At 36.8% G+C, this 26,777-nt stretch carries 27 protein-coding genes, 1 pseudogene and 1 riboswitch; of the genes and pseudogenes, 18 read left to right on the forward strand and 10 right to left on the reverse strand.

Annotation, left to right across the window (positions count from 1 at the left end):
- Positions 1–29 precede the first annotated feature (29 nt).
- Both ACYQ3X_RS05100 and nth read left to right on the forward strand, forming a co-directional pair.
- On the forward strand, positions 30–1,058 hold the full coding sequence (locus ACYQ3X_RS05100) for a zinc-dependent alcohol dehydrogenase family protein (RefSeq protein ID WP_460180742.1): 1,029 nt from the start codon (positions 30–32) through the stop codon (positions 1,056–1,058).
- Between the two features lies 1 nt (position 1,059).
- A complete protein-coding gene (gene nth, locus ACYQ3X_RS05105) occupies positions 1,060–1,692 on the forward strand; it encodes an endonuclease III (protein WP_460180743.1) in 633 nt (210 codons plus the stop codon).
- Here the strand turns inward: nth and fdhD are convergent.
- Positions 1,689–2,450, reverse strand: coding sequence for a formate dehydrogenase accessory sulfurtransferase FdhD (gene fdhD / locus ACYQ3X_RS05110; protein WP_460180744.1), 762 nt, complete (start codon positions 2,448–2,450; stop codon positions 1,689–1,691). The two genes, nth and fdhD, sit on opposite strands and share 4 nt — an antisense overlap.
- A gap of 88 nt (positions 2,451–2,538) precedes the next feature.
- Between fdhD and ACYQ3X_RS05115 the strand changes: the two genes are divergently transcribed.
- Genes ACYQ3X_RS05115 through uvrB form a run of 3 tightly spaced genes read left to right on the forward strand, consistent with a single transcriptional unit; the run spans position 2,539 to position 5,859 of the window.
- Positions 2,539–2,859: a HesB/IscA family protein gene (locus ACYQ3X_RS05115; protein ID WP_460180745.1), complete on the forward strand. Its 321-nt coding sequence runs from the start codon at positions 2,539–2,541 to the stop codon at positions 2,857–2,859.
- A gap of 3 nt (positions 2,860–2,862) precedes the next feature.
- Complete coding sequence (gene hemB, locus ACYQ3X_RS05120) at positions 2,863–3,834, forward strand: porphobilinogen synthase (protein WP_460180746.1); 972 nt, start codon at positions 2,863–2,865, stop codon at positions 3,832–3,834.
- A gap of 9 nt (positions 3,835–3,843) precedes the next feature.
- Complete coding sequence (gene uvrB / locus ACYQ3X_RS05125; RefSeq protein WP_460180747.1) at positions 3,844–5,859, forward strand: excinuclease ABC subunit UvrB; 2,016 nt, start codon at positions 3,844–3,846, stop codon at positions 5,857–5,859.
- Here the strand turns inward: uvrB and ACYQ3X_RS05130 are convergent.
- The 9 genes from ACYQ3X_RS05130 to ACYQ3X_RS05170 are packed head-to-tail and all read right to left on the reverse strand — an operon-like array spanning position 5,849 to position 15,021.
- A complete protein-coding gene (locus ACYQ3X_RS05130) occupies positions 5,849–6,631 on the reverse strand; it encodes an ABC transporter substrate-binding protein (protein ID WP_460180748.1) in 783 nt (260 codons plus the stop codon). The genes uvrB and ACYQ3X_RS05130 overlap by 11 nt on opposite strands.
- Positions 6,628–7,137 carry a bifunctional adenosylcobinamide kinase/adenosylcobinamide-phosphate guanylyltransferase gene (gene cobU, locus ACYQ3X_RS05135; protein ID WP_460180749.1) on the reverse strand — a complete coding sequence of 170 codons (510 nt, stop codon included), beginning with the start codon at positions 7,135–7,137 and terminating at the stop codon, positions 6,628–6,630. The genes ACYQ3X_RS05130 and cobU overlap by 4 nt, the downstream gene beginning before the upstream one ends.
- A 1-nt stretch (position 7,138) precedes the next feature.
- On the reverse strand, positions 7,139–8,173 hold the full coding sequence (gene cobD, locus ACYQ3X_RS05140; RefSeq protein WP_460180750.1) for a threonine-phosphate decarboxylase CobD: 1,035 nt from the start codon (positions 8,171–8,173) through the stop codon (positions 7,139–7,141).
- Positions 8,170–9,162 carry an adenosylcobinamide-phosphate synthase CbiB gene (gene cbiB / locus ACYQ3X_RS05145; protein WP_460180751.1) on the reverse strand — a complete coding sequence of 331 codons (993 nt, stop codon included), beginning with the start codon at positions 9,160–9,162 and terminating at the stop codon, positions 8,170–8,172. The genes cobD and cbiB overlap by 4 nt, the downstream gene beginning before the upstream one ends.
- Positions 9,141–10,619 (reverse strand): cobyric acid synthase, encoded by a 1,479-nt coding sequence (locus ACYQ3X_RS05150; RefSeq protein ID WP_460180752.1) that lies wholly within the window; start codon positions 10,617–10,619, stop codon positions 9,141–9,143. Before ACYQ3X_RS05150 ends, cbiB begins: the two co-directional genes overlap by 22 nt.
- Positions 10,604–11,380: an adenosylcobinamide-GDP ribazoletransferase gene (cobS, locus tag ACYQ3X_RS05155; RefSeq protein WP_460180753.1), complete on the reverse strand. Its 777-nt coding sequence runs from the start codon at positions 11,378–11,380 to the stop codon at positions 10,604–10,606. The genes ACYQ3X_RS05150 and cobS overlap by 16 nt, the downstream gene beginning before the upstream one ends.
- Positions 11,370–12,419: a nicotinate-nucleotide--dimethylbenzimidazole phosphoribosyltransferase gene (cobT, locus tag ACYQ3X_RS05160; protein ID WP_460180754.1), complete on the reverse strand. Its 1,050-nt coding sequence runs from the start codon at positions 12,417–12,419 to the stop codon at positions 11,370–11,372. The genes cobS and cobT overlap by 11 nt, the downstream gene beginning before the upstream one ends.
- Positions 12,407–13,066 (reverse strand): Dph6-related ATP pyrophosphatase, encoded by a 660-nt coding sequence (locus tag ACYQ3X_RS05165; RefSeq protein ID WP_460180755.1) that lies wholly within the window; start codon positions 13,064–13,066, stop codon positions 12,407–12,409. The genes cobT and ACYQ3X_RS05165 overlap by 13 nt, the downstream gene beginning before the upstream one ends.
- Positions 13,054–15,021: a TonB-dependent receptor plug domain-containing protein gene (locus tag ACYQ3X_RS05170; RefSeq protein ID WP_460180756.1), complete on the reverse strand. Its 1,968-nt coding sequence runs from the start codon at positions 15,019–15,021 to the stop codon at positions 13,054–13,056. The genes ACYQ3X_RS05165 and ACYQ3X_RS05170 overlap by 13 nt, the downstream gene beginning before the upstream one ends.
- Positions 15,022–15,052: 31 nt before the next feature.
- Positions 15,053–15,239: riboswitch (cobalamin riboswitch) on the reverse strand.
- Between the two features lie 65 nt (positions 15,240–15,304).
- On the opposite strand from ACYQ3X_RS05170, the gene ACYQ3X_RS05175 reads away from it, so the two are divergent.
- The 13 genes and pseudogenes from ACYQ3X_RS05175 (at position 15,305) to hydE (ending at position 26,762) form a co-directional block, all read left to right on the forward strand.
- Positions 15,305–16,102 carry an NAD-dependent protein deacylase gene (locus tag ACYQ3X_RS05175; protein ID WP_460180757.1) on the forward strand — a complete coding sequence of 266 codons (798 nt, stop codon included), beginning with the start codon at positions 15,305–15,307 and terminating at the stop codon, positions 16,100–16,102.
- A 225-nt stretch (positions 16,103–16,327) separates the two neighbouring features.
- Positions 16,328–16,723, forward strand: a pseudogene (locus tag ACYQ3X_RS05180) (hydrogenase iron-sulfur subunit); the annotation flags it as partial.
- Positions 16,724–16,825: 102 nt separating this feature from the next.
- The gene (locus ACYQ3X_RS05185) at positions 16,826–17,152 is read left to right on the forward strand and encodes an NADH-ubiquinone oxidoreductase-F iron-sulfur binding region domain-containing protein (protein ID WP_460181692.1); all 327 of its coding nucleotides are present in this window, start codon (positions 16,826–16,828) and stop codon (positions 17,150–17,152) included.
- Between the two features lie 18 nt (positions 17,153–17,170).
- Positions 17,171–18,940: an NADH-dependent [FeFe] hydrogenase, group A6 gene (locus ACYQ3X_RS05190; protein WP_460180758.1), complete on the forward strand. Its 1,770-nt coding sequence runs from the start codon at positions 17,171–17,173 to the stop codon at positions 18,938–18,940.
- Positions 18,941–18,959: 19 nt separating this feature from the next.
- Positions 18,960–20,345, forward strand: coding sequence for a [Fe-Fe] hydrogenase large subunit C-terminal domain-containing protein (locus tag ACYQ3X_RS05195; protein WP_460180759.1), 1,386 nt, complete (start codon positions 18,960–18,962; stop codon positions 20,343–20,345).
- 15 nt (positions 20,346–20,360) lie between these two features.
- A complete protein-coding gene (locus ACYQ3X_RS05200; RefSeq protein ID WP_460180760.1) occupies positions 20,361–20,684 on the forward strand; it encodes an iron hydrogenase small subunit in 324 nt (107 codons plus the stop codon).
- Between the two features lie 41 nt (positions 20,685–20,725).
- A complete protein-coding gene (locus tag ACYQ3X_RS05205; protein WP_460180761.1) occupies positions 20,726–21,007 on the forward strand; it encodes a hypothetical protein in 282 nt (93 codons plus the stop codon).
- A gap of 86 nt (positions 21,008–21,093) precedes the next feature.
- Positions 21,094–21,354, forward strand: coding sequence for a TM1266 family iron-only hydrogenase system putative regulator (locus ACYQ3X_RS05210; RefSeq protein ID WP_460180762.1), 261 nt, complete (start codon positions 21,094–21,096; stop codon positions 21,352–21,354).
- Positions 21,351–22,766 (forward strand): aspartate ammonia-lyase, encoded by a 1,416-nt coding sequence (locus tag ACYQ3X_RS05215; RefSeq protein WP_460180763.1) that lies wholly within the window; start codon positions 21,351–21,353, stop codon positions 22,764–22,766. Before ACYQ3X_RS05210 ends, ACYQ3X_RS05215 begins: the two co-directional genes overlap by 4 nt.
- Positions 22,763–24,268, forward strand: coding sequence for a [FeFe] hydrogenase H-cluster radical SAM maturase HydG (hydG, locus tag ACYQ3X_RS05220; RefSeq protein ID WP_460180764.1), 1,506 nt, complete (start codon positions 22,763–22,765; stop codon positions 24,266–24,268). Before ACYQ3X_RS05215 ends, hydG begins: the two co-directional genes overlap by 4 nt.
- Positions 24,243–24,548 (forward strand): hypothetical protein, encoded by a 306-nt coding sequence (locus ACYQ3X_RS05225; protein WP_460180765.1) that lies wholly within the window; start codon positions 24,243–24,245, stop codon positions 24,546–24,548. Before hydG ends, ACYQ3X_RS05225 begins: the two co-directional genes overlap by 26 nt.
- Entirely contained in the window at positions 24,545–25,813 is a 1,269-nt protein-coding gene (gene hydF / locus ACYQ3X_RS05230) for a [FeFe] hydrogenase H-cluster maturation GTPase HydF (protein ID WP_460180766.1), read from the forward strand. The genes ACYQ3X_RS05225 and hydF overlap by 4 nt, the downstream gene beginning before the upstream one ends.
- Entirely contained in the window at positions 25,806–26,762 is a 957-nt protein-coding gene (gene hydE / locus ACYQ3X_RS05235) for a [FeFe] hydrogenase H-cluster radical SAM maturase HydE (protein ID WP_460180767.1), read from the forward strand. Before hydF ends, hydE begins: the two co-directional genes overlap by 8 nt.
- Positions 26,763–26,777 lie beyond the last annotated feature (15 nt).

A 26,777-nucleotide genomic window follows, 5' to 3' on the forward strand; every position in this document is an offset into this window, starting at 1 on the left:
TTCCAACAAAATGTAATATAATATTTCCTATGAAAGCATGGGTCATAGCTGAAACAGCTGAAATCAAAGATAGTAATCCCTTAACTCTCATTGAAATGGAGAATCCTATACCTGAACCAAATGAAATACTTATAAAAGTTCATACCTGCGGAGTCTGCCATACTGAAATTGACGAGATAGAAGGAAGAGCAACTCCCTCATTTTTCCCGATAATTCCAGGGCATCAGATTGCAGGTGAAGTTATAGAAATTGGCAGAAAAGTGAAAAAATTCAAAATTGGTGACAGAGCTGGTGCAGGATGGATTTATTCAGCATGCGGTAAGTGCGAGTATTGTTTAAAAGGCTTGGAAAATTTATGCGAAAATTTTAAGTCAACTGGAAAGAATACTCATGGTGGTTACGCAGAGTATTTTAAAATTCATGAAGATTTCGCTTTTCATATTCCTGAAAATCTTACTTTTGAAGAAGTTGCTCCACTTTTCTGTGCAGGTGCAATTGGTTATAGGGCTTTAAAGCTTGCAAATCCTGAAAACATGCAAAATATTGGTCTTGTTGGTTTTGGAGCATCAGGACATCTTGTTTTGAAAATGATAAAATTTTTATATCCTGATACAAAAACTTTCGTATTTTCAAGAACATCTTCAGAAAGGCAACTGGCTATCAAACTTGGCGCATACTGGGCTGGAAACTTTGATGAAAATCCTCCTGAAGGACTTAACTCTGCAATAGATACAACTCCTGTATGGAAGCCTCCTTTAAGTGTGCTTAAATATCTTAAACCAGGAGGCAGGCTTGTAATAAACGCAATAAGAAAAGAGAAAACTGATATGAATGAATTTTTGAAAATTGACTATGCAAGAGATTTATGGCTTGAAAAAGAGATTAAAACTGTGGCTAATATCACGAGAAAGGACATTCAGGAGTTTCTTCGCATAGCTTCAGAAATTCCAATAAAGCCAGAAATAGAAATATATCCCTTTTCTGAAGCAAACAAGGCAATTAAAGATATAAAGCAAAGAAAAATAAGAGGTGCAAAAGTTTTAAGGATTGGAGGATAAAATGAATAATAAGGAAAAAGTTTTAGAAATAATTAAAAGGCTTGATAAAAAATATCCAAATGTAAAAACAGCACTCAACTTTAATAATGCCCTTGAATTACTTGTGGCAACAATACTTTCAGCTCAGACCACAGATGTAAATGTAAACAGAGTTACTGAAAATCTTTTTAAAAAATACAGGACAGCTCATGACTATGTAAATATTTCCCTTGAAGAGCTTGAAAATGATATAAAAAGCATTAATTTTTATAAAAATAAAGCAAAATATATAAAAAATCTCGCAAAGGAATTAGTTGAAAAATTTAACGGAGAACTGCCAAAAACAATGAATGAACTTATTAAACTTCCAGGAGTGGGCAGGAAAACAGCAAACATTGTGCTGTGGAATGCCTTTGGAATAAATGAAGGAGTTGCTGTTGACACTCACGTAAAAAGAATTTCAAAGCTTTTAGGACTTACCAAAAATACAGATCCTGAAAAAATTGAACAGGATTTAATGGAGATAACACCTCGCGAATACTGGGGCAAACTCTCTCACTTACTCATAATGCTTGGAAGAGAAATCTGCAAAGCTAAAGCCCCACAGCATAAGATATGTCCATTAAATGATATCTGCCCAAGCAGTGGGATTTAAAGAGCTATTCTTTCTGGATGGCTGTAAATGTTAAATCTATTTCCTCTTAAAAAGCCTATTACTGTTAAATTGGCTTTTTGAGCCATTTCCACTGCCAGAGAAGTTGGTGCTGTTCTGCTTACAATTATAGGAATTTTCCATTTTGCAGTTTTCAGTGCCATCTCTGAGGAAATCCGTCCACTTACGAGCATAATTTTACCTTTAAAGTTCACTCTATTGAGTAATGCCCATCCAATTACTTTGTCCACTGCATTATGTCTACCTACATCTTCTGCAATAAATAAAATCTCTCTGTCATCCGCCAGTGCTGCAGCATGAATGCATCCTGTTGTTCTATAAAGATTTGATCTTTCCTGAAACTCTTTAAAAAGACGAAATAAAGTATTCTGCCTGATTTTTAAATTATCATCAATGCTTCCTTTTACATCACTTAAAAAACTTACAGAGCTCATACATCCTGAGGTAATTGTTTTACCATTAAGTGAGACATGTCCTTCAAGTTCAACCCTTGCAATAAACTCTTTCCCATCTTCTTCAATAATTATTTTCTCAGGACACCAGTCCCCTTTTAAAATATCCTCTGTCATAAGAAAGCCTATTACAAGTTCTTTAATCTGAACAGGAGAAGCAGATAGAGAAACAATTTCCTCATCGTTTACATAAACTTTTATTTTTTTCTCCACAGCTACAGCATCATCAATCTCTAAAGCTTCATCCTGTTTAACTCTCACTATTTTTTTATTTTCAAGTGGTTGCATGATTATATTTTAGCTGATTAATTTTTTTCTTGCAAAATATTAAAAAAAACTGCTATTCTGAAGTTAGAAAAAATTTTAGGAGGTAGCTGTGTTTAGTATCAGTGAGAAGGCAGCCGAAAAGGCAAAAGCAATCCTCAAACAGGAGGGCAAAGAAGGTTGGGGTTTGAGAATATTCTCAGCAGAAGGATACTGCAGCCCCTCATTCGGTCTTGATATTGATGAAAATCCTCAGGAAGGTGATGAAGTAGTGGAAAAAGATGGATTAAGGGTCTTTATGGATAAACAGACCTTTGATCTACTCAGTGAACTTGAGCTTGACTACTATGAGGATGAAGAGCAGGAAGGATTTATTCTTAAAGGACCTATGCCTTCCTGTGGACCAGGTTGTGGAGGTAGTTGCGGCGTATAAGCGATGTTTCCAGTTCATCGCCCAAGAAGACTGAGAAAAACTGAGGTTCTGAGGAAGATGGTGAGGGAAACAATCCTCACCCCTCAGAATTTTATTTATCCTATGTTTGTTGTTCCAGGGAAAGGAGTTAAAAATCCTATTTCCTCAATGCCTGATTGTTTTCAGGAAAGTGTTGATGAAGCAGTAAAAACAGCTAAAGAAGTATTCTCCTTAGGAATACCTGCAATAATTCTCTTTGGAATTCCAGAACATAAAGATGAGAAAGCATCATCAGCCTATGATGAAAATGGTATTGTTCAGATTGCTGTAAAGGCAATAAAAGATGCTCTGCCAGAGTTAATTGTCATTACTGATGTATGCCTTTGTGAATACACCTCACATGGACACTGTGGAATTATAAAAAATGGAAAAATAGACAATGACTCAACTCTTGAAGTTTTAGCACTTGAAGCACTCTCTCATGCACGAGCAGGTGCAGATATTGTTGCTCCTTCAGATATGATGGATGGAAGAGTGGGGATAATACGAAAAGTGCTTGATGATGAAGGATTTAGTGATGTTGTTATTTTGTCTTATGCAGCAAAATATGCCTCTGCTTTTTATGGACCTTTCAGAGAGGCTGCACAGAGTGCTCCAGCCTTTGGTGACAGACGCTCATATCAGATGGATCCAGCAAATCGGAGAGAAGCTCTCAGAGAAGTTGCTCTTGACATTGAAGAAGGTGCTGATATTGTAATGGTTAAGCCAGCAGTTGCATATCTTGATATTATCTCAGATGTAAAAAATAACTTTTCTGTTCCTGTGGCTGCATACAATGTAAGTGGAGAATACTCAATGATTAAAGCTGCAGCTCAGCTTGGCTGGTTGAATGAAGAAGCTGTAATGATGGAAGTTCTTACTGCCATAAAAAGAGCTGGTGCAGACCTTATTCTTACCTATTTTGCAAAAAAAGCAGCGAAAATACTTAAAAGTTAAAATCCATTTATGGAAAAATTCATCCTTCAGAGTTCCTTTAAACTAAGGGGAGATCAGCCAAAAGCAGTAAAACAGCTTGTTGAGGGTATAAAAAAGGGATACAGGCATCAGGTTTTGCTTGGCGTTACAGGTTCAGGAAAAACCTTTACAATTGCCAATGTTATTGCCAGGGTAAACAAACCAACCCTTGTTATTGCCCACAATAAAACTCTTGCAGCACAGCTTTATGGAGAGCTAAAGGAACTTTTCCCATACAATGCTGTAGAATACTACGTGAGCTACTATGACTACTATCAACCAGAAGCATACATTCCAGAAACAGACACATATATTGAAAAGGATGCTCTGATAAATGATGACATTGATAGAATGAGACACTCTGCAACCCTATCTGTTCTTACTCGCAGAGATGTTATAGTGGTAGCTTCTGTATCCTGCATATACGGAATTGGCTCTCCTGATGACTATATGGCAATGCATATAAACATTGAAGAAGGAATGATTACTGAAAGAGATGCAGTTTTAAGAAAACTCGTTGAAATTCTTTATACAAGAGCAGAGGATGAGTTTAGAAGAGGAACTTTTCGTGTAAGAGGTGATGTGGTGGATATTTATGCCTCCCACTGTCTTGATAAAGCTTACAGAGTTGAGTTTTTTGACAATGAAATAGATGCCATATATGAGATAGACCCACTTACAGGAAGAAGGCTTAAAAGGATGCAAAGAATATTTATTCCTCCAAACAGCCACTGGGTAACACCAGAGCCAAGACTGAAAAAAGCAGTTGAAACCATAGAGGAAGAAATGCAGGAGAGAATTAAATATTTCAAAGAAAGAGGTGAGAATCTTTTTGCTGAAAGAATTGAAAGAAGAACCCGCTTTGACCTTGAGATGTTAAGCCAGTTTGGGCATTGTCATGGAATTGAAAACTACTCAAGACATCTGAGTGGAAGGCTTCCTGGCGAGCCACCATTTACATTAATAGATTACATTTACGCAGGTCCTTCAAAGGGAGATTTTTTAACAGTGATTGATGAAAGTCATGTTACAGTTCCTCAAATTGGAGGAATGTATGAGGGTGATCGCTCTCGTAAACAAACTCTCGTTGATTACGGATTTAGACTTCCCAGTGCCCTTGATAATCGTCCTCTTACCTTTAAAGAGTTTGAACACAGAATGAATTATGTAATCTATGTTTCAGCAACGCCAGGTGATTATGAGATTGAAAAATCTGGTGGCAGAATTGTTGAACAAATCATAAGACCAACAGGACTTATTGACCCAAAGATTGAGGTGCGTCCAGCTGCAAATCAGGTTGAGGATTTACTTGATGAGATTCAAAAAAGAGTTGAAAGAGGCGAAAGAATTCTTGTTACCACTCTCACAAAAAAGATGGCTGAGGATTTGACTGACTACTACACAACTCTTGGCATAAAAGCAAAGTATCTTCATTCAGACATTGATACCCTTGAAAGAGTTGAAATTCTGAGGGATTTGAGACTTGGCAAATTTGATGTTTTAATTGGAGTGAATCTTCTCAGAGAGGGACTTGATCTTCCTGAAGTATCATTGGTTGCCATATTTGATGCAGACAAAGAGGGATTTCTTCGTTCTGCAAGATCCTTGATCCAGACAGCAGGTAGAGCTTCAAGAAATGTAAATGGCACTGTAATTCTTTATGCAGACACAATTACTGAATCAATGAAAAAGGCAATTGAAGAGACTGAGAGGCGAAGAAAAATTCAGCTTGAATATAACAAAAAAATGGGAATTGTGCCAGAAACAGTTAAAACTAAAATCAAGGATATACTTTCATCAATCTATGAAAGAGATTACTTTACTCCCGAGGTTGTTAAAGAAGAGGTGGAAGAATATGAAATGAGTGAAGATACCTTGAAAAGGCTTGAAGCAGAAATGAAGCACGCAGCAGAAAATCTTGAATTTGAAAGAGCTGCGGAGATAAGAGATAAGATATTTAAAATAAGGGAAAAGATGATTAAGTTAGGATTAAAGCTTACTTCCTGATTTTTAAACCTGCCATCTCTCTTATTCCTTCAATTATTCTTGGGCTTAGATGGTATATTTTATCGCTCACAAAGTAAATGTTTCCTTTTTTAACTGCATCTGTATCTTTCAGCTTTGAAATAAGTCTATCATAAACTGTCTTATGCCCTGCACCGAAAAAAACTATTTCTGGATTTAATTTTATTATTTTCTCTATGTTGATTGATGAAGACTCTGCAATATTTTTTAGACCAAGCAGATTCATAACTTCATTTATATGAGATGATTTCCCAGCAACTATGATGGGCTCAGCCCAAATTACAAATAATGCTCTCTGTCCATTGAAAGGTTTCTTTATTTTTTTTATATTTTCTCTAAATTCACGTGCAACAATTCTTGCTTGTCTTTCCTTGCCAATTGCAATTCCAAGTTTTATTAATTCATCAGGCATTTCTTTCAGACTCTCTGGAGAATAAACATAAACTTTTATCCCAAGATCTATCAATCTTTTGTAGACTTCTTTAGGAGTAACATCTTTTGAAATTATTACAAGGTCTGGTTTTAAAGCCAGTATTTTCTCATAGGATGGATTCATCATACCTCCAGTTTTTGGTTTGTTTATCACTTCTTCAGGCCATCTACAGTAGTTTGACACAGCAACAAGCCTGTCAATTGCACCAAGATAATAAATCGCCTCTGTAACTGATGGTGCAAGGGAAATAATTCTTTGAGGTTGAGCAAAAACGAATACTGGAAAGATTAAAAATACTATAAAAAATGCAAGAGCTCTCATTTTACTCTTAGAGCTCTTCCAGCAATCATTAAAAAGGCTTTATCGCAAATATCCATTATCTTCTGATTTAAAGTTCCTGCAATATCAATGAATTTTCTTCCAAGCTCATTTTCAGGAATTATTCCAAACCCAATCTCATTTGACACGATAAATATCTGAATGTTTTTATTAATTTTTTTCAATAAATCAATGAATGAGCTAATGAAATCCTGATAATTATATCCCTCAACAATAAGATTTGTAAGCCATGTGGTAAGACAATCAATTATCACAGAAGAATTTTCAGGAATTTTCAGAATTGCATCTACTAAATTTACAGGCTCCTCTATGGTAATCCAATGACTACCTCTTTCTTTTTTATGTCTTTCAATGCGTTCTTTCATCTCTTTGTCAATAGCCCTTGCTGTTGCAATATAGTAAAAATTCTTACTTTCTGTATTTTCTCCCTCTTTAAGGGCAAATCTTGTTTTTCCGCTTTTTATTCCGCCGACAATAAAGGTAATCATATTAACTCCTTAAAAACTCCCTCAGTTCTTTAAAAAATTTCTCATTCTCAGCTCTGCTTTTTACAGAAACTCTTATAAAATTTTCATTAAGTCCATAAAAGCTTGAACAATCCCTGATAAGGATCCCTCTTTCAAGCATGTAATGAAAAATGCCTTTTTTCGGAACTTCAATGAGATAAAAATTTGCTACCGATGGAAAGTATTTAAGTTTAAGTTCATTTAGTGAGTATTCAAAAAACTCCTTCTCTATTTTAAAAAATTCATGAGTTTCTTTTTTAAATTCTTCATCCCTGACTATTTCTTCTGCTATCCATTGAGCAAAGCTGTTTATGTTCCATGGATGCCTATATCTTTTTATTTTTTCAATAATCTGAGAGGAAGCTACAGCATAACCAAATCTCAATCCAGCAAGTCCATAAAACTTTGTAAGGGAGCGTAAAACAATAATGTTTGACAACACTTCTCTAAGCAAACTTTCTTGAGGAACAAAATCTATAAAAGCTTCATCAACTAAAAAAATGGTATCTTTATAAAGAAAGGCAATCTTTAGAATTTCTGCTTTATCAATTAACCATCCAGTTGGATTATTGGGATTGCAAATAAAAACCATTCCATATTTTCTTTTTTTCATTGCTTTCCAGAGCATTTTTAGAATTTTTTCCTTATTCAAGGCAAAAACTCTCTCAATAATTATTTCATTCAATTGGCAGGCTCTTTCATACTCTGTGAATGAGGGTTCTAAGATCATGACAGATTCAGGGTTTAATGCTTGAGCTGTAAGATAAATCAGCTCTGTTGAACCATTTCCGCATATAATATTTTGAGGTGGAACATCATAAAGCTCAGAAATAGTTTTTATAAAACCCCTTGCTTCAGTGTCAGGGTATTTATGAAGAAGTGGAATTTTTTCAATAATCTTTTCCTTTATTCTTTCAGGTAAAGCAAGAGGATTAACAGATGAGCTCATGTCTACGATTTCATAAGGAGATTTTCCTGTAAGCTCTGAAACAGTGTAAATATCGCCTCCGTGTGTCATAAAATGATCCTTAGAATAATTGATGCTGAAATAAATATAAAGCTGCTCATAATAACAATTTTAACGCTTAAATTAACAAGCTCTGAACTAACAGTTTTCAAACTGTCTCCTATAAAGGGTTTTTCAACAAGAATGCCTTCATAGTAATTAGGACCTCCGAGTCTTACTCCTAAAGCACCTGCTATTGCTGCTTCAGGTACTCCACTGTTTGGACTGCTATGTTTTCCTCCATCCCTGAGCATAATCTTTAATGAATTTTTCCCGGCAGAAAAACCGAGCAAAATAAAGGAGCTTAAAACTATAAGCGCTCCTGTTATTCTCGCAGGAACATAGTTAAAAATATCATCCATCTTTGCTGAAAACCATCCAAAATCTATATATTTTTCATTTTTATATCCAACCATTGAATCAAGGGTGTTTACAGTCTTATAGAAGACTAAAAATGGAAAGCCAGCAATAAAAAAATAAAACAATGGCGCAATAACTCCATCAGAGAGATTTTCTGAAAGACTTTCAATAACTGCTATTCTTATTTTTTCAGAAGAGAGATTTTCCGTATCCCTTCCAACAAGAGCTTTCAATGAATCCCTTGCCTGAACCAAATTTCCTTCATCTAAAAATCTGTTTACCTTCTTTGCCTCACTAACAAGACCTCTTAACGCAATGAAGAGACTGCTTAATATGGCAAGAAAAATACATGAAAAAAGCCATGTAATCCATGATAAACTGCTTAAATTATTCAAGAAATACACAAAAATAGTTGAAAATAAAAAAACAGTGGTTGTTGCTGATAAAAAGAGCAAAAAGCCTCCAAATCTGCCTGATAGCTTTATACTTCTTAAAAATTTTTCAATTTTTTCAATGAGCTTGCCAATTGCTATAACAGGATGGTATTTTTTCGGATCTCCCATTAAAAAATCAATTAAGAAGGCTAAAGCTATTATCCAGCTATCCACGTGAAACATCTTCATAACCCAGCTATTTTCCATAATTTATCCATATCAAGATGTTCTTCAACGGTCTCTGCAAGGCTATCTAAAAAGGATTCTTTAAGCTTTCTCCATGAAAAGGTGTAATCAATGGGGTTTAATCCCTTTTTAATTCTTTGTCTGTTTATAAGCCATCTTCTTAAGCCGTCACTTTCAAATAATCCATGAATATATGTTCCCCAGATATTCTCAGATGAAACACCATCAAACAGGGTCTCATTTGTTACTCTTCTTTTTATTTTAAAAAGATTCATATCTCCGTAACTTACTCCTTTATGAATTTCATAACCTGTAATCTTTACTGAAGGTTGAGAACATAAATAGCCTTCTACCTGAGTGGTTATTTTTTCAGGATAAAATACTGTTTTAACAGGAAGCATACCCAGACCATCAAACTCTCTCATAGAGCTTTCAACCATATGAGGGTCTATCAATTTTTCACCCAACATCTGAAATCCACCGCATATTCCAATTATTTCCACATCTCTTGAAAGCCTTCTAAGGGTTTTATCAATTTTTAGCTCTTTAAGAAGCTTTAGATCATCAAATGTTTTTTTTGAGCCTGGAATGATTATAATATCAGCATTAAGAAGATCTTCTTTTCTCAATGAATAAACTATCTCTACATCTGGCTCAAATCTTAATGGCTCAAAATCACTGAAATTTGATATGTATCTAAGCCTTAAAATAACTAACTTTACTGCCGCATCTGATTTAAAAGAGAAAGAGTTTTGTAGCCTCGTTGAAACTCCATCTTCCTCTGAGATTCCAGTTTCATTTATATATGGAAGCACACCAAGACAGGGCTTTTTTATTATCTCTTCAAACTTTTTTATCCCTGGGGAAAGAATATCCATGTAGCCTCTGAATTTGTTAATTATAAAACCTTTGATCAGGCTTTCGTATTCTTCAAGAAGCTTTACAGTTCCATAAACTGAGGCAAAAACTCCACCCCTGTCAATATCTCCAACAATTATAACAGGTGCTTTAAGATAATCAGCCACAGCCATATTAACAATATCATTTTCAAGAAGATTTATCTCAGCAGGGCTTCCAGCACCTTCAATCACTAAAAGTTCATACTCCCTGCATAAATAATCCAGTGATTCCTTTACAGCTTCCCAAAGCTTTTTCTTTTCAGAGTAAAAATCATGTGATTTTAATGTTTTATAAAGCTTTCCGTGAACAACTGCTTGGATACCCTGTCCACCGGCTGGTTTAAGTAAAACAGGATTCATATGAAAAGATGGAATAACGCCAGCAGCCTCTGCCTGAATTGCCTGTGCAAGTCCTATCTCTCCTCCTTCTTCTGTAACAAAACTCTGTAAACTCATATTCTGGGCTTTAAAGGGCGCAACCTTAATACCCTTTTGTTTTGCAATTCTACATAAAGCTGTAACAATCAGGCTTTTTCCGCAATTTGAAGATGTCCCCTGTATCATCAATAACTTAGCCATCTTACACACAGTAAAAAACAAAAAATAAAAACATTTTCTGTTATTTCAACAGTAGCTCCAAGATGATCTCCTGTGATTCCACTGAATTTAGTTTCAAAGGAGTTTTTTAAAATCATAACAATAATGCAGAGGAAAATTGTAATCAAAGGTAGAAAAATAAAACTTTTTAATGTAAAATAAGTCAGCAAAAACAAAGGTAAAGCTGTAGATAGAATAAACTGCCTTTTACTGATTCTCCCAACAAACAATGCTCCAAGTCCTTTATTTCTTGCAGGTTTTCCATAATACATTAATGGAATTATGGACCATCTTGAAAATGTAAAGATAAAAATATATATCATGAATTGATCTATATCAATGAGTTCCTTGAAAAAAACAAATCTACAGAGAATATCAAACACTGAAGCCACAACTCCTCCAACACCAACTCTGCTGTCCTTCATTATTTCAAGTCTTCTCTGGATATCCCTTTCCCTCTGCCCTGTTTCCTTGTAAAAGAGAGCATCAAAGGTGTCTGAAAGTCCATCAATGTGAAATATTCCTCTCAATGAAAACAGAAATACCAGTAAAATAATTGAGATAACTGAAGATGAGAGTATAGAATTTAATCCCATAATCAGAAAAACAAAAAATGCTCCCTCTAAAACTCCTACAAAAGGGAAAAAAATAACAGAGCCTACAATCTCTTTTTCATTAATTTTATTTGCTTTTAAAGGTAAAACAGTTAAAAATGAAAGAGCTATCAGAAATCTATTTATCACTTTTACTTACGCCTGCCTCATCAAAAGTTGCCATCTCTCTGTAAATCTTTAATCCTGCTTCAATAATTGTCATAGCAACTGCTGCACCAGTTCCCTCACCAAGCCTTAGATTTAAATCAAGTAAAGGCTTAAGTCCCATAAACTCAAGTGCTTTTTTATGTCCCCTTTCAACAGAGTTGTGGGAAGCAAAAATATAATCTTTTACATATGGATTTATACAGTAAGCAATCAAAGCTCCTGCAGTGGAGATAAATCCGTCAATTATAACAGGAAGCCTTAAATGAGCACAGCAAAGAACAACCCCTGCTATTGCTCCTATTTCAGGTCCTCCAACTTTTGATAAAACATCAACAGGATCCGAAGCATCTGGCTTGTTTATCTCAATAGCTCTTTTAATTACTTCCACTTTTCTTTTAAAGGTTTCCTCATCTATGCCTGTTCCTCTTCCAGTAACTTCTTTAACAGGAGAATTTGTAAGAACGCTTATAACTGCAGAAGAAGGAGTTGTATTACCAATTCCCATCTCTCCTACAGCAAAGAGATTGTAACCTTTTTGGTGATATTCTTTTACAACTTCAATACCGATTTCTATGCATTTTATTGCATCACTGCGAGTAAGTGCCATTCCTTTTGCAATATTTCCTGTTCCTCTTACAACCTTTTTTGATATTAATCCTTCAATTTCTCCAAAATCGTAATCCACACCCACATCAACAACCACTACATCTGCTCCTGCATGTTTTGCCAAAACATTGATCCCTGCTCCACCTCTTAAAAAATTAAAAACCATCTGGGCAGTAACCTCCTTTGGATAGGCAGAAACACCTTCCTCTGTAACTCCGTGATCAGATGCAAAGACAAGCACAGCCTTTTTCTTTATCTCAGGCATGGAGTCTTCATAAATAGCAACAAGCCTTGCTGCAATCTCCTCAAGCCTTCCAAGACTTCCCCTTGGCTTTGTAAGACTGTTAAGCCTTTTCCATGCAATATCAATAAACTCTCTTTTTAAAGGTTCAATTTTAAGATTTAAGATTTCCATATCTCAAGAAACAGATTTTTATCTCTTTGAATCCACTTTCCTGAAGAAAATCTTACAGGTTTTTTAAAGATAGGTCCATCATAAACAAATGTGTGATACTCACCTTTTTCACCGCATAGGTCAATATTTTCTAAGGCTTTTAAATCTTTAATAAAATCAAGATTTATTTCTTTCCCAAGCCATTCACTTCCAAGAAAAGAAGAGTTTATTGAGCATATGATAGCTTTGAAACCATGGCTTATAAACTCTCTTAAAAGCCTCTCCCTTTCTTCATTCCATAAAGGCAGAATTGCTTTTATTCCAGTCTCTTTGCATACTCTTTCAACCCAGTCTCTGTGCTCCTGAAGGTCAATATCTCCAAACACTCCTGCCTCAATACCTTCTTTTTTTAACTGCATTAGCGTTTTTTTAAACTCCTCCTCATAGCTTTCCCATGTTGTTTTTCTTTGAATAACTGGAATTCCAATTGCTTCTGCCTGAGCTTTGATCAATTCAGAGCTTATTCCATGAGAGCGGGAATAAATTCCATTTTCTGAAAGCATATTAATGAGATAGACGATTTGAATACCATTTTTCATTGCTCTATAGCAGGACAGTGAACTATCTTTACCTCCGCTCCATGAAACAAAAGCTTTTAAAATAGCCATTTAACTCCTCCAGTAATTGTTCTTCTCGGCATTGGATAATACTGAACATACTCATAGGCTCTGTCAAAGAGGTTTTCCACAGACAGTGTAAGCTCAAGATTTTTTACAGGTCTGTATGAACCTTTAAGATTTACCACGGTAAAATCACTTTTATCAACAACTTTTCCATAGTTTTTAGATGAAGGATTCCAGTCAACAACCTTCTCATCTCCTGTATAGTTCGCTACCAATCTTAAATCCCATTTATCCCTTGCTGCCATTATTCCAAATGAAGCAGTGCATTTTGGTGTGTATTGAAGGGTTTTTCCATATTTTTGTATCTCTACTTCATCTTTAGTTGAGTATCTCGTATTATATGTAAAGTTTACAAAAGGCTTTAGTGAAAAACTTAGTCCACTAACTATGCCAATATCATATGAGATACTTCCCTCTATACCCTGAATTGTTGCTCCTTCAACATTTTTAAAGGTTTGAGCTTTAAGAATGCTGTCATAGTAGCTTATGATTTTATCCTTGAATTCTGAATGAAAAAATGTAAGCTCTGCATTGAAGAAATCCTTTGTGTAAGATAATCCCGTATCATAGGACTTGCTTTTTTCCGGTTTTAAATCTGGATTTCCTATGTAATGAGTTCCCCATGAAGCAATATAATCAGCTGCAAGCTCATCAGGTGCAGGTGCTCTGAAAGCAGTTCCAGCATTAGCTTTTATTGAAAAATTATCCGTAATTTTATATAAGATGCCTCCTCTAATGGTTATATGATCAAGATTTTCTTTTCTTGGTTTTAAACTGTTAATGCCTTCAGTTGGCAGTATCTCATTTTCAAAATAGTCATAACGGATTCCTGCATTTAATAAAAGTTTTTTATCAAAAAGACTTAATCTTCCCTCACTAAATAAACCGTAGCTGTCATACTCTGAATTAGGATTATAAGGAGCACCTGTGTTTCTTGAGCTTTTAATCTCTATTCTGTCCCACTGTCCTCCAATAATAATTCTGTGGTCATCTATTGAAAATATCTTCTGAATAGTTGCTCCCTGGGTAGTTGTGTTTTTTAAAGTAACCTCCCATTTCCCTGCTACAGAGCCTTCGTAATATTCAGTTCTTTCTTTTGTAAAATAATATTCAGCTTTAAAGGTTTCTGTTTTATACCCTAAATCAAATCTGTTTCTTTCAATGTCCTTGTGATCATCAGGGTCTGGTGAGTATCTTGCTCCAGGTAAGCCAATATTCCATCCTTTCCAGTGCTGAAATCCAAAAGATATGTGTTGTTTATCAAAAAAGCTATACCCTGAACGGATTGACACAGATTCATCATTGTAACCTGTGTTTTCTATTTTCCCATAATTTTTTGCAGAATAATCATCAATTGCAGAACGGCTGGCTGAAACATAGAAATCAAAATCTCCTTTTTTGCCATTTAATTCAGCTCTTGTTTTCCAGAACTGCCATGAACCTGTTTCTACACCAGCCAAACCATGTATACCTTCTTCTTTACCCTGCTTTGTAATTATGTTGATTACACCACCCATTGCTGATGAACCATAAAGAACTGATGCAGGTCCTTTAACTATCTCAACTCTTTCTATATCATCAACAGGTATTGTTGCAAGATTTACTGTTCCTGCACGATTTCCATTTATAAGAACAAGAACTCTGCTTTTAAGATCATCAAAAATGTCTGTCCTGAATCCTCTTAATCCGATAATGCTCGTTAATAATCCTGGGTATTTGTGAACATGACCGATTGATGCTTCTGCAATTAAGTCTCCAGCATTCTTTGCAACAGAATTTTTAATATCTTCCTGAGTTATAACCTGAACAGAATAAGGAAGATCCTTTTTTGGTTCTTCAACTCTTGTTGCTGTTACAACAATCTCTTCAAGCTGAGTCTCCGTTGCTAAGATAGGATGAGAAAATAGAAAGACAGAACAAAGGATAAAAAGGAAAATCATGGCAAATCCCTCCCTCGGGGAATGGGAAGCTCAGAGAGCCTCCAGCTGGACAGGTCTTCCGGCTTAGGGCTCACTGCCTACTTACCCGCCTTCCCGGAGACTCTCTCCAGTGGCTTAAGGCAGCATGGCTGCCTTATCGGGCTTTCGTTCCCAACACGGCTGCGGGGCAGCGGGGGATTCTCACCCCTCTTCCCTTAGTCCAGCCAGAAAAGTATACAAAATTTATTAAAACATGGTCAAATCCCTTGACATAACACAATCTTTTTGATATGTTTTAAAAAGTATGAATTCCTCTTATCAGGAAAAAATTAAAAAAGCTTCACAACTTATTAAAAACTCCACCTATGCTGTAGCATTCACTGGAGCAGGAATTTCTACAGAATCTGGAATACCTGATTTCCGCAGTCCTGGTGGATTGTGGCAGAGATTTAGAATTGTTACATATCAGGAATTTATTTATGACAGGCAGGCAAGAGAAGAATTCTGGAGAATGAAAAAAGAACTAATTCACCAACTCATTAATGCAAAGCCCAATAATGCACATATTGTCCTTGCAGAGCTTGAAAAAATGGGAATTATTAAACATGTAATAACGCAGAACATTGATGGACTTCACCAGATGGCTGGCAGCAAAAGCGTTATAGAACTTCATGGGAATCAAAGAGGTGCAATCTGTCTTGACTGTGAAAAACTTTATAAAATGGATGAAATATTGAAAATGTTTGCTGAACAGAAGCTTGATTTAAGATGTTATAACTGTGGCGGTGTAATAAAACCAACAGTTGTATTTTTCGGAGAGCCCTTGCCTGAAAAAGAACTGATTATGGCGCAACAGATCGCAAATCAATGTGATCTCATGCTTGTAGTTGGAACATCTCTTCAGGTTGAACCTGCAGCCTCAATACCGAGAATTGCCTATCAAAGGGGTTCAAAGCTCATCTTTATAAATAAGGCAGAAACAGACTGGGACTGGATAGCAGAGATAGTATTTTATGGTAGTGCTGGTCAGGTTTTAAAAGACATTGCAATAGAGTTGTCATCCCATAGCCTGGATGAACAATCTTATCTTTTTAAGGATTAAAATCTCTGCATATGAAAGTGAGAAAATCTTTACAAATTGAAATATTAAAAAAGTTTAAGATTGGGTTGACAAAATTTTTAGGTTAAGGTATAATTAGTCAAAATCTTACCAGGAAGGTCTAAAAAAGGCAGAAGCCTTTCTAAAAAACTCACTGAACCTGCCTGCCCGAAGGCTGGCTAAAAGCTAAGAAAGCAAATAACCAAAAAATTTTGAGGAGGTTTTGCTATGGAGCAGGGCTTCGAGCCTAAGATTATTGCCTTTTTGTGCAATTGGTGTAGTTATGCAGGTGCAGATCTGGCAGGTTCATTAAGGTATAGTTACCCACCCAATTTATATCCAATTCGTGTTCCCTGTTCAGGAAGAGTTGAACCAGAGTTTATCATTAAAGCTTTTTTATCAGGTGCTGATGGTGTTCTGGTTGCAGGCTGTCATCCCGGAGACTGTCATTACAAAACTGGAAACTACTATGCAAACCGAAGATTTAATTTATTAACAAGATTTCTTGAAATTATAGGAATTCCAAAGGAAAGGGTAAGACTTGAATGGATTTCAGGAGCAGAAGGACTTAAATTTGCTCAGGTTGCAAGAGATTTTATTGGAAAGATAAAAACTCTCGGTCCTCTTTCAATTAAAACTCCTGTTGATGTTGACTGGCTAACCCTTTCAAGAACTGTTGCTACAGTTGGTTCAGCAGGAAAGCTTTTCTGGGAAGAAGATAAATGCATGGCAGAGATAATTGAGTTTTTTCTTGATTACGCTCAACAAAACTCCTGTGCTGAATGTGTTCCATGTAGAATCGGTACAAAGAGAATGCAAGAAATTGTTAGAAAAATTTTTAATGGCTCTATTTCAGAGAGAGAAATTTCTCTTCTCAATGATTTTGCAGAAGATATTGGTGCATCAAGCAAGTGTGATCTCGGAAAAATGGCAGGTAAGGCTGTAAAGTTTGCTCTTCAGTACTGCATAGATGATATTAATGCGCACATAAAAGGAAGTTGTGGACATTCAATCCCAGCCAATTCTGGCTGGCAATCAATAATGATGAAATAATTTTATAGGAGGAGAAACATGGCTAATATAACACTTACAATTGATGGGCAAAAAGTTACAGTGCCTGAAGGAACAACTATACTTAAGGCTGCAGAAAAAGCGGGAGTTAAAATTCCTACGCTCTGTTTTCTTGAGAATGTTGGACTGAGGCATATAAAGCATGATGTTGGAGCATGCAGAGTCTGTGTTGTAGAAGTTGAAGGGAAAAAAGATTTTGTATCTTCCTGCAACACACCTGTTGAAGAAGGCATGATAGTTCATACACATACTCCAAAAGTTATTGCAGCAAGAAAGCTCAATCTTGAAATGATGCTAAGTGATCATCATCTTGACTGTCCAACATGTCCTAAAAATGGAATATGTGAGCTGCAGGCAATCTGTGCAGAGCTCAATGTTAGACAGATAAGACCTCAGGGAGAGAAAAAAGATTTCCCAATAGATGATTCATCTCCTTCAATTGTAAGAAATCCGAATAAATGCATTATCTGTCAGCGATGTATAACTGCCTGCAAGGTTCTTCAAACAGTTGATGCCCTTGAACTTTATGGAAACGGTTTTAATGCCATTGTAAGACCAAAAGGCGGAGTGCCTCTTATAGAGACTCAATGCGTTGCCTGTGGGCAGTGTGCTTTGGTATGTCCAACTGCTGCAATTGTTGAAAAGGATGATACATGGAAAGTATGGGAAGCAATTGCTGATCCTAAAAAACATGTGGTTGTTCAGACTGCACCTGCAACACATGTAACAATAGGTGAAGCCTTTGGACTTCCTGTTGGGACTGATATTACAGGGAAAATGGTTGCAGCACTCAAAAGACTTGGATTTGACGCTGTTTTTGATACAAACTGGTCTGCAGACTTAACAATAATGGAAGAAGGATATGAGCTCATTCACAGAATTAAAAACAATGGTGTTTTGCCACAGTTTACATCCTGCTCTCCTGGATGGGTAAAGTTTATTGAAGAGTTCTATCCTGATTTAATTCCCCATGTTTCCACATGCAAATCACCCCAGCAAATGCTTGGACCTATTGCAAAAACCTATTATGCAGAAAAAAAGAAAATAAATCCTGAAGATATCTTTGTTGTCTCTGTCATGCCATGCACAGCAAAGAAATATGAAGCAGCCCGTCCTGAGATGAATGCAGCTTCTAAATACTGGAACAATCCAAATATTAAAAGAGATGTGGATGTAGTGCTTACATCAAGAGAACTTATAAGAATGATTCGTGAGGCAGGAATTGATTTTGCTAGTTTGCCTGATGAACCCTATGACCCAATAATGGGTGAAGGAACAGGTGCTGCCCAGATATTTGGTGCAACAGGTGGAGTTATGGAAGCAGCCTTAAGAACAGCCTATGAAGTTGTTACAGGAAAAACTCTTCCAAAACTTGATTTTGAAGATGTAAGAGGAATGAAGGACATTAAAGAGGCATCAGTAAATATGAATGGAATAACAGTAAAGGTTCTTGTTGCTCACTCACTTGGTGCTGCAAGGCAGCTTATGGATAAGGTAAGAGCAGGTGAGCTTAAGGATTATCACTTTATAGAAATAATGGCATGTCCTGGTGGATGTATTGGTGGAGGTGGGCAACCAATTCCAACAACAGTTGAGGAAAGGGAAAATCGTATTAAAGGAATATATGAAAGAGATAAAAAGCTTAAAATCAGGAAAAGTCATGAAAATCCAGAAATTCAGGCAATTTATAAAGAATTCCTTAAGGAGCCTCTTGGACATAAGTCTCATCAGCTGCTTCATACCCATTACACTCCAAGAGGTAAAAAATAACTAAAACAAGGGGGGTTGTATGGTAAGAAAAGTTAAGACTTTCAAAGGTGATGGTGGCGTAAGCTCAGACACAGGAACCTATCGTAAAGGTGAGTTAAGAGGAATTATCAAAATTGACCAGGAAACATGTGTTGGATGTGATACCTGTAAAACAGTATGTCCTGCTGGAGCTGTTAAAGGCTCTGTAGGAGAAAAACACTCAATTGATGTTGAACGATGTATCAACTGTGGTCAGTGTTTGCTTAACTGTCCTTTTGGTGCAATTGAGCAGATGAGTTTTGTTGATGCTGTGCTGGAAAAACTTAAGGACAAGAAAACAAAGGTTGTTGCAATTGTTGCACCTGCTGTAAGGGTTGCGATAGCAGAAGAATTTGGAGCAGAACCCGGCACACTTACAGTTGGAAGACTCTGGGCAGCTTTGAAAAAAGCTGGATTTGAGATTTATGAAAACAACTTTGCTGCTGACCAGACAATTCTTGAAGAAGGAACAGAGTTGCTTGCAAGAGTTTCAGCACATGCAGGACTTAAAGAACTTCCTGTTGAACTGTGGGGTAAGAAAATAACTCTTGATGTTTCAGAATTCAAACATAAACCTCTTCCTCAGTTTACATCATGCTGTCCTGCATGGGTAAGATATGCGGAAATTTATTATCCAAAAGTATTGCCAAATCTTTCTTCATGTAAATCCCCACAACAGATGGCAGGAGCCACAGCAAAAACATACGGTGCAAAAGAAATTTGGAAGGTAAAGCCAGAAAATATTTACACCGTTGGAGTTATGCCATGTACCGCAAAAATATTTGAGGCATCTCGTCCTGAGTTTGATTCTGCAGGAAAATTTTTAAAAGTAGGTGAAATGAGAGATGTTGATGCAGTGCTTACAACAAGGGACCTTGCAGAAGTTTTCAGAAAACTCAATATTGATCCGATGAAACTTTCTGAGGAAAGGCAACCAAAAGATTTTATGTATTATACAGGTGGTGCTACTATTTTCGGAACAAGTGGTGGAGTTATGGAAGCAGCATTGAGATTTGCCTTCCATGTTCTTTCAGGACTTGAGCCTCAGGCAATGAGCCCTGAATGGGATTTTGAAGATGTAAGGGGATACAGACATCCTGTTGTTTCTGCCACAATACCTGTACCTTTGAGACCAGAATATGAAAAAGTTTTCAAAACAAAGCAAATTGATATAAAAGTTTGCGTTGTCAATGGAATAGGACCAGAAGGTGCACATCTTAGACCTGTGATTGAAGATGTGGTAGCAGGTAAAAGTCCCTATCATTTTATTGAAGTAATGACATGTCCTGGAGGATGTATAAATGGTGGTGGACAACCATGTCATCCAGTTGAGCTTGGTTTATGGGAGAAATTTCTTTACGCTTTTGCCGGTTCAATAAAGAAATAATCAGGAGGTGAATAAATGGGTAATATAACAAGAAGAGCATTTATAAAGTTTGCAGGTTTAACATCAGCAGTTTTGCTGGTAGGCTTTCCAAAACTCGGCTCTGCAGAGATAATCAGTAACAACTTTTTTGATACTCCTGTTGGAAGACAGAGACTTAATCTCATAAAAGCAAGGCAGGCAGGACAATACAGAGATGATGTGATATCAAGAGAAAAATTCAAGATGGCTGCCTCTCATGAAAATCCGATGATTAAGAGATTTTACTCAGAGTTTGCCCATCATCCTCTAAGTGAAGTCAGCGAAGCACTGCTTCATACGCATTATAAGGCAAGAGTATAAAAATTAGCCCGGGCATATCCCGGGCTAAAAAAGGATTAAAGATGGTGGTTTACTATAGTCTCGGAAATAGAAAATACTGGTTTACAACAATTGAAAGACTGCTACAGATTGCTGAGATTCTGTCAAAGAAAAGCTATCTTCTTTATGATATTGATGCAATAAATGAAACTTACAATGACTGGTTTATTCTTAATGAGAATTATGTGAGAAAACTAAGCGAGGTCATTGAAGAGGTCTCCGAAGAAATAGAAGATGAAGCTATTTTAAATGACCTTTTAGCTATGAAACAGGTTTTTGATGGTGGAAGTGTACTATTTGGATAATTGCCTTAACTGAGGGATTTTATCCTGAGGTAAAGGCTTAATAATTAATTTTCCCTGAGACAGAGGGAAAAACCTGAGGTCAAGGGATGAATAAAAAGATTGGAATTGTTGGAATAATAGTCAGTGACAGAAAAAAGAATGCTTCCTTAGTAAATAAAATCCTCTCAGAGCATTCAGAGATAATCATCGGAAGAATGGGAATCCCTCAAAGAGATACAGATACAGGACTCATATCCCTTTTTGTAGAAGGCGATACAGACAAAATAGGCTCACTTACAGGAAAACTTGGGATGATAAAAGGCGTCACAGTAAAGAGTCTTTTAATACCATTAAAGGAGAATCCATGAGATTAGAAAAAGACTCACTTGGTGAAATAGTTGTTCATAGGGATGCTTATTATGGAATTCATGCTTTAAGGGCAAGGGAGAATTTCTCTGTTACAGGACAGACTGCTCACAGAGAACTTATATGGGCAATGGCTATGGTTAAGAAAGCCTGTGCATGGGCAAACAGGGAAACAGGATTGCTTGATGAGACTAAGGCTAAAGCTATATTTAAAGCCTGTGATGAAGTTGCTCAAGGCGCTCTTGATAATGAAATTATTGTTGATGCTCTTTCAGGTGGTGCAGGAACATCAATTAACATGAATATTAACGAAGTAATTGCAAACAGAGCCCTTGAGCACATGGGATTTGAAAAAGGAAGATATGACATCATTAGCCCTCTTGAAGATGTAAACATGAATCAATCAACAAATGATGTCTTCCCAACAGCAGTCAAGGCTGCCATTGTAAAACTTATAAGAGAGCTTGCTCAGGAAGTTGCTCTTCTTCAGGGAGAGTTCCAGAAAAAGGAAAAAGAGTATGCAAAGATTTTAAAAGTAGGTAGAACAGAGATGCAGGATGCGGTTCCTGTTACAGTTGGACAGGAGTTTTCAGCATGGGCAGAAGCATTAAACAGAGACTGGTGGAGGCTTAATAAAGCAGTTGAAAGACTCCGTCAGGTAAATCTCGGTGGAACAGCAGCAGGAACAGGACTTAACTGTCCAAAGGCATACATTGAGATTGCCATAGAGAAATTAAGAGAGTTCACAGGACTGCCTCTTGCAAAGGCAGATAATCTCTTTGAAGCAACTCAGAATGCAGACACCTTTTCAGAGGTATCAGGATATTTAAAAACAGTTGCAGTGGACCTTATAAAGATTGCCTCTGATTTAAGATTTTTAAGCTCAGGTCCACGGGCAGGAATTTGTGAACTGAGACTTCCAGCAGTTCAGGTTGGATCTTCAATAATGCCAGGAAAGGTAAATCCTGTTATTCCTGAGATGGTAACTCAGGTTGGGATAAAAGTGATTGCATCGGATCATGCAATAAGCTTTGCCTGTAGTCTTGGAAATCTTGAACTCAATCCCTTTTTGCCCCTTATATCCCATGAAATTATTGGGTCTTTGAAAATGCTTAAAAACTGTTGCAGAATTTTCAGAGAAAAGTGTGTATCTGGAATAACTGTTGATGAATCACGATGCAGGGAACTATTTGATAAAAGCTCCTGCATTATAACAGCCTTTTCACCCTATCTCGGATATGAGACCTGCGCAGAGATTTACAAAGAGGCACTGGCTACGGGAAAAAAAGTTGAAGAGATTCTCATTGAAAAGGGCTTTTTTACAGAAGAAGAAATAAAAAGTATAACTCAGCCACAGGAATTAACAACACCCGGCTTTGCCGGAATTAAGTATTTAAGGAGGTTTTTAAAATGATAGCCACTTTAACAAAAAAAGAAAAAGCATGGATGGACATGGTTATAAGGGAGGATGAGGTAACAAGGTATATGAAAAATGGAAGGGACTTTATCAATGATGAGGAAATTTGGGAAAAGCTCAGAGAAAATCAAAATCCAGAACCATCAAGAATAAGGGAGATACTTGAAAAATCTCTTTCAATTCAGACACTTGAGCCTGATGAAACAGCATCACTTCTCAATGTAAAAGACCCTGAACTCTGGCAGGAAATTTTTGATACAGCAGCAAAGATAAAGAAAAAAGTCTATGACAACAGAATTGTTACATTTGCACCCCTATATTGTGGCAACTTATGCGTGAACAACTGCCTTTACTGTGGATTCAGGCGAGACAACCATGTGATAAAAAGAAGGGTTCTTACACTTGAGGAAATAAAGAGAGAAACAGAGGTTTTAGCAGGAGAGATTGGACATAAGCGTCTAATTGTTGTTTATGGTGAGCATCCTGCAACAGGACCTGAATACATAAGGGATACGATTGAGACAATTTACTCAGTGAAGGTAAAAACAAGAAACGGATATGGTCAGATAAGGAGGGTTAATGTAAATGCTGCTCCAATGAGCATTGATGATTTAAAGATGCTCAAGGAAGTTGGAATTGGCACCTATCAGGTATTTCAGGAAACCTATCATCATGAAACCTATGCAAAGGTTCATCCTAAAGGAACTATAAAATCTCATTATCAATGGAGGCTTTACTGTCATCACAGAGCTCTTGAAGCAGGAGTTGATGATGTGGCACTGGGAGTGCTTTTTGGACTCTATGATTGGAGATTTGAAGTTATGGGACTTCTTTATCATGCAAGAGACCTTGAAAAACAGTTTGGAATTGGTCCTCATACGATCTCTTTTCCGAGACTTGAACCAGCTGCAAATACTCCATTTATTCAGGAAACAAAATATAAAGTTTCCGATGAAGATTTTAAAAAGCTTATTGCTGTAATAAGGCTTTCAGTTCCCTATACAGGAATGATTCTCACTGCCCGTGAGCCAGCTCATATCAGAAGAGAGATTATTGCTTCAGGCATGATTACCCAGACAGATGCCTCAACAAAGATTGGCATTGGAGCATACTCTGATAGACTAACAGAGCAGGAACTTGAGCGTCAGCAGTTTGAGATTGGAGATCCCCGCAGTCTTGATGAAGTAATACGTGAGCTTGCAGAGATGGGCTACATAACAAGCTTCTGCACAGCAGGATATCGTTGTGGAAGAACAGGTGATCGTATTATGACTTTGCTAAGAACTGGTAAAGAAGCTACATTCTGTAAACTCAATGCAGTGCTTACATTCAGAGAATGGCTTGATGACTTTGCCTCTGCTGAGACTAAGGCTATAGGAGAAAAGATTATTGAGAGAGAGCTTGAAGAGCTAAAAGAGCGTGTTACAGATAAAGTTTATAACAAACTTATGGAATACTACGGGAGGATTAAGAATGGAGAAAGAGACCTTTATTTCTAAGGCTGAAGAAGAAAAGAGTCTTGAAAAGAACTCACTTCAAGAAAAATTTTCTAAAATAGCTGAGTTTGTTAAAGAAAAATACGGTGCCAATATCTGGTTTGTTGAGATTATGGGAAAGAGACACTCATACATAGCTGGTCATAAAGAGGATTCCTTTCTTCCTCCAGAAGTGATTTATTTGAGTGAAAAATACGCAGTTGTATCTAATGAGTGGGAAAAGATAAAGGAAAAAGAAGAGATATTGAAAACTTTAAAAGGCTTCTTAAGGAGTAAGATATGAGCGTGCCAAAAAGTCAAAGACTTCACATAGCATTATTTGGAAGAAGAAATGCAGGGAAGTCATCACTAATTAATGCTCTTACAGGACAGGCTCTTGCCATAGTCTCAGATGTCCCAGGAACAACAACAGATCCTGTGGTAAAGGCAATGGAGATACTTCCACTGGGTCCTGTTGTCCTGATTGACACAGCAGGAATTGATGATGTTGGTGAACTTGGTGAGCTGAGGAAGAAAAAATCCTATGAAGTGCTTGAGAAAACAGACCTTGTCCTGCTTGTGATTGACCCTGAAAAGGGATTTGGCGAGTTTGAAAAGGATGTGGTAGAAAGAGCTAAGGAAACTCAAACTCCTGTTATTTATGTAATAAACAAGATTGATCTTTATCCAGAGGCTAAAAATTTTGAATATCCTGAGCCAAAAGTTTTTGTAAGTGCTTTAACAGGTAAGGGAATTGACGAACTAAAACAAGCAATAATAAATCATGCACCAAAGGACTGGACATTGCCTACAGTTGTTGGAGACCTCATAAATCCTGGAGATGTAGTTATCTGCGTAATTCCTGTTGACAAGGCTGCACCTAAAGGAAGGCTTATACTTCCCCAGCAGATTGTAATCAGGGATATAATTGATAATGAGGCAATAGCAATGGTTGTAAAAGAAAGAGAACTAATTCATGCTTTCAATTATCTTAATAAAAAGCCTTCTGTTGTAGTAACCGATGCTTCAGTTTATAATAAAGTTGCTGCTGATACACCTCCAGATATTAGGCTTACATCCTTTTCAATTCTTTTTGCCCGATACAAGGGAGACCTTCAAACACTTGTTGAAGGTGTTAAAGCAGTAAAGAATCTCAAGCCAGGGGATAAAGTTTTAATCTCTGAAGCATGCACCCATCATCCTGTTGAAGATGATATTGGAAGAGTTAAAATTCCAAGATGGTTGAGGGCTCAGGTTGGTGGAGAGCTTGAGATAGATGTAAAAGCAGGAGGAGGACCACTTCCAGAGCCTCTCAGTGAATATAAACTGATTGTTCACTGCGGTGCCTGTATGCTTAATCGCAAGGAGATGCTAAACAGGATCATGCAGGCAAAAAAGGCAGGAGTTCCAATTGTAAACTATGGTGTGATAATGGCTCACATTCATGGAGTTCTTCACAGATCCCTTTCTCCATTTCCTCATCTTCAGGCAATTGTTGATGAAACAAGAAAAGATATGAAAGAAGAGATAGAAATATTGAGCAGACTAAAAAAGAGGATTTATGATTGAGAAAAGCCAGATTCTATATCTTCTTACAGAAGTTCCTTTTGAAACCCTGGCTAAAGTTGCTGATGATGTAAAAAAAAGAATTCATGGAAATGCAGTGCATCTAAGGGCAATCATTGAGTTTTCAAACTACTGTAGATGTAACTGTCTTTTCTGCGGAATAAGAAGGGAAAACCGAAAACTTACACGCTATCGCATGACTGAAAAAGAAATAATTGAAATGGCTCAAGATGCAGTAAAAGTAGGCTTTAAAACTGTAGTTTTACAGTCAGGTGAAGACCCTTTCTGGAATGCTAAAAAACTCAGCAAAGTTGTAAAGGAGATTAAAAAGTTTAATGTGGCTGTGACTCTTTCAGTTGGAGAATTAAGTTACAAAGACTATGAAATGCTCAGAGAAGCCGGAGCTGATAGATATTTACTTAAGTTTGAAACATCAGATAAAAAGCTTTTTAAGGCATTAAAACCTGATACAACCTTAGAAAAAAGAATTCAATGCCTTAAGTGGCTCAGAGAGCTTGGATATGAGACAGGCTCTGGAGTGATTGTAGGATTACCAGGACAGACTCTTGAATCTATTGCAGAGGACATCATTCTTATGAAAGAGCTTGAACTTGATATGCTGGGAATAGGACCATTTATTCCACATCCTGAAACTCCACTTAAAGATGCACCGATTGGAAATCCTCTGATAACTCTGAAAACGCTTGCAATTATGAGAATACTGCTTCCTGAGGCAAACATTCCAGCAACAACAGCCCTTAGAACCATTTCTCCTGAATTGGGAACAAAAGCTCTGAAGGCAGGTGCAAATGTTGTCATGCCTGATATAACCCCTGAAAAATACAGAACCTTTTATGAGATTTACCCAGGGAAAGGACATTCAAAGGGTTCATATGAGTTCTGGAAAAATTTTTTAAGCAGCATCGGAATGAGTGTGGCAACAACCTTTTAAACTTTGACTTCTTTT

Source organism: Thermodesulfovibrio sp. TK110, from assembly GCF_054658355.1.

Bases quoted from the DNA above. Each gene is read 5' to 3' on its own strand.
- nth (WP_460180743.1), top strand. From the start codon at position 1,060: ATGAATAATAAGGAAAAAGTTTTAGAAATAATTAAAAGGCTTGATAAA.
- hydE (WP_460180767.1), top strand. From the start codon at position 25,806: ATGATTGAGAAAAGCCAGATTCTATATCTTCTTACAGAAGTTCCTTTT.
- uvrB (WP_460180747.1), top strand. From the start codon at position 3,844: ATGGAAAAATTCATCCTTCAGAGTTCCTTTAAACTAAGGGGAGATCAG.
- fdhD (WP_460180744.1), bottom strand. From the start codon at position 2,450: ATGCAACCACTTGAAAATAAAAAAATAGTGAGAGTTAAACAGGATGAA.
- ACYQ3X_RS05185 (WP_460181692.1), top strand. From the start codon at position 16,826: ATGGCAGAGATAATTGAGTTTTTTCTTGATTACGCTCAACAAAACTCC.
- ACYQ3X_RS05165 (WP_460180755.1), bottom strand. From the start codon at position 13,066: ATGGCTATTTTAAAAGCTTTTGTTTCATGGAGCGGAGGTAAAGATAGT.
- cobU (WP_460180749.1), bottom strand. From the start codon at position 7,137: ATGATTACCTTTATTGTCGGCGGAATAAAAAGCGGAAAAACAAGATTT.
- ACYQ3X_RS05195 (WP_460180759.1), top strand. From the start codon at position 18,960: ATGGTAAGAAAAGTTAAGACTTTCAAAGGTGATGGTGGCGTAAGCTCA.
- ACYQ3X_RS05190 (WP_460180758.1), top strand. From the start codon at position 17,171: ATGGCTAATATAACACTTACAATTGATGGGCAAAAAGTTACAGTGCCT.
- ACYQ3X_RS05170 (WP_460180756.1), bottom strand. From the start codon at position 15,021: ATGATTTTCCTTTTTATCCTTTGTTCTGTCTTTCTATTTTCTCATCCT.
- ACYQ3X_RS05210 (WP_460180762.1), top strand. From the start codon at position 21,094: ATGAATAAAAAGATTGGAATTGTTGGAATAATAGTCAGTGACAGAAAA.
- cbiB (WP_460180751.1), bottom strand. From the start codon at position 9,162: ATGGAAAATAGCTGGGTTATGAAGATGTTTCACGTGGATAGCTGGATA.
- hemB (WP_460180746.1), top strand. From the start codon at position 2,863: ATGTTTCCAGTTCATCGCCCAAGAAGACTGAGAAAAACTGAGGTTCTG.
- ACYQ3X_RS05200 (WP_460180760.1), top strand. From the start codon at position 20,361: ATGGGTAATATAACAAGAAGAGCATTTATAAAGTTTGCAGGTTTAACA.
- ACYQ3X_RS05130 (WP_460180748.1), bottom strand. From the start codon at position 6,631: ATGAGAGCTCTTGCATTTTTTATAGTATTTTTAATCTTTCCAGTATTC.
- ACYQ3X_RS05100 (WP_460180742.1), top strand. From the start codon at position 30: ATGAAAGCATGGGTCATAGCTGAAACAGCTGAAATCAAAGATAGTAAT.
- hydF (WP_460180766.1), top strand. From the start codon at position 24,545: ATGAGCGTGCCAAAAAGTCAAAGACTTCACATAGCATTATTTGGAAGA.
- ACYQ3X_RS05205 (WP_460180761.1), top strand. From the start codon at position 20,726: ATGGTGGTTTACTATAGTCTCGGAAATAGAAAATACTGGTTTACAACA.
- hydG (WP_460180764.1), top strand. From the start codon at position 22,763: ATGATAGCCACTTTAACAAAAAAAGAAAAAGCATGGATGGACATGGTT.
- ACYQ3X_RS05150 (WP_460180752.1), bottom strand. From the start codon at position 10,619: ATGGCTAAGTTATTGATGATACAGGGGACATCTTCAAATTGCGGAAAA.
- ACYQ3X_RS05215 (WP_460180763.1), top strand. From the start codon at position 21,351: ATGAGATTAGAAAAAGACTCACTTGGTGAAATAGTTGTTCATAGGGAT.
- ACYQ3X_RS05225 (WP_460180765.1), top strand. From the start codon at position 24,243: ATGGAGAAAGAGACCTTTATTTCTAAGGCTGAAGAAGAAAAGAGTCTT.
- cobD (WP_460180750.1), bottom strand. From the start codon at position 8,173: ATGACACACGGAGGCGATATTTACACTGTTTCAGAGCTTACAGGAAAA.
- ACYQ3X_RS05175 (WP_460180757.1), top strand. From the start codon at position 15,305: ATGAATTCCTCTTATCAGGAAAAAATTAAAAAAGCTTCACAACTTATT.
- cobT (WP_460180754.1), bottom strand. From the start codon at position 12,419: ATGGAAATCTTAAATCTTAAAATTGAACCTTTAAAAAGAGAGTTTATT.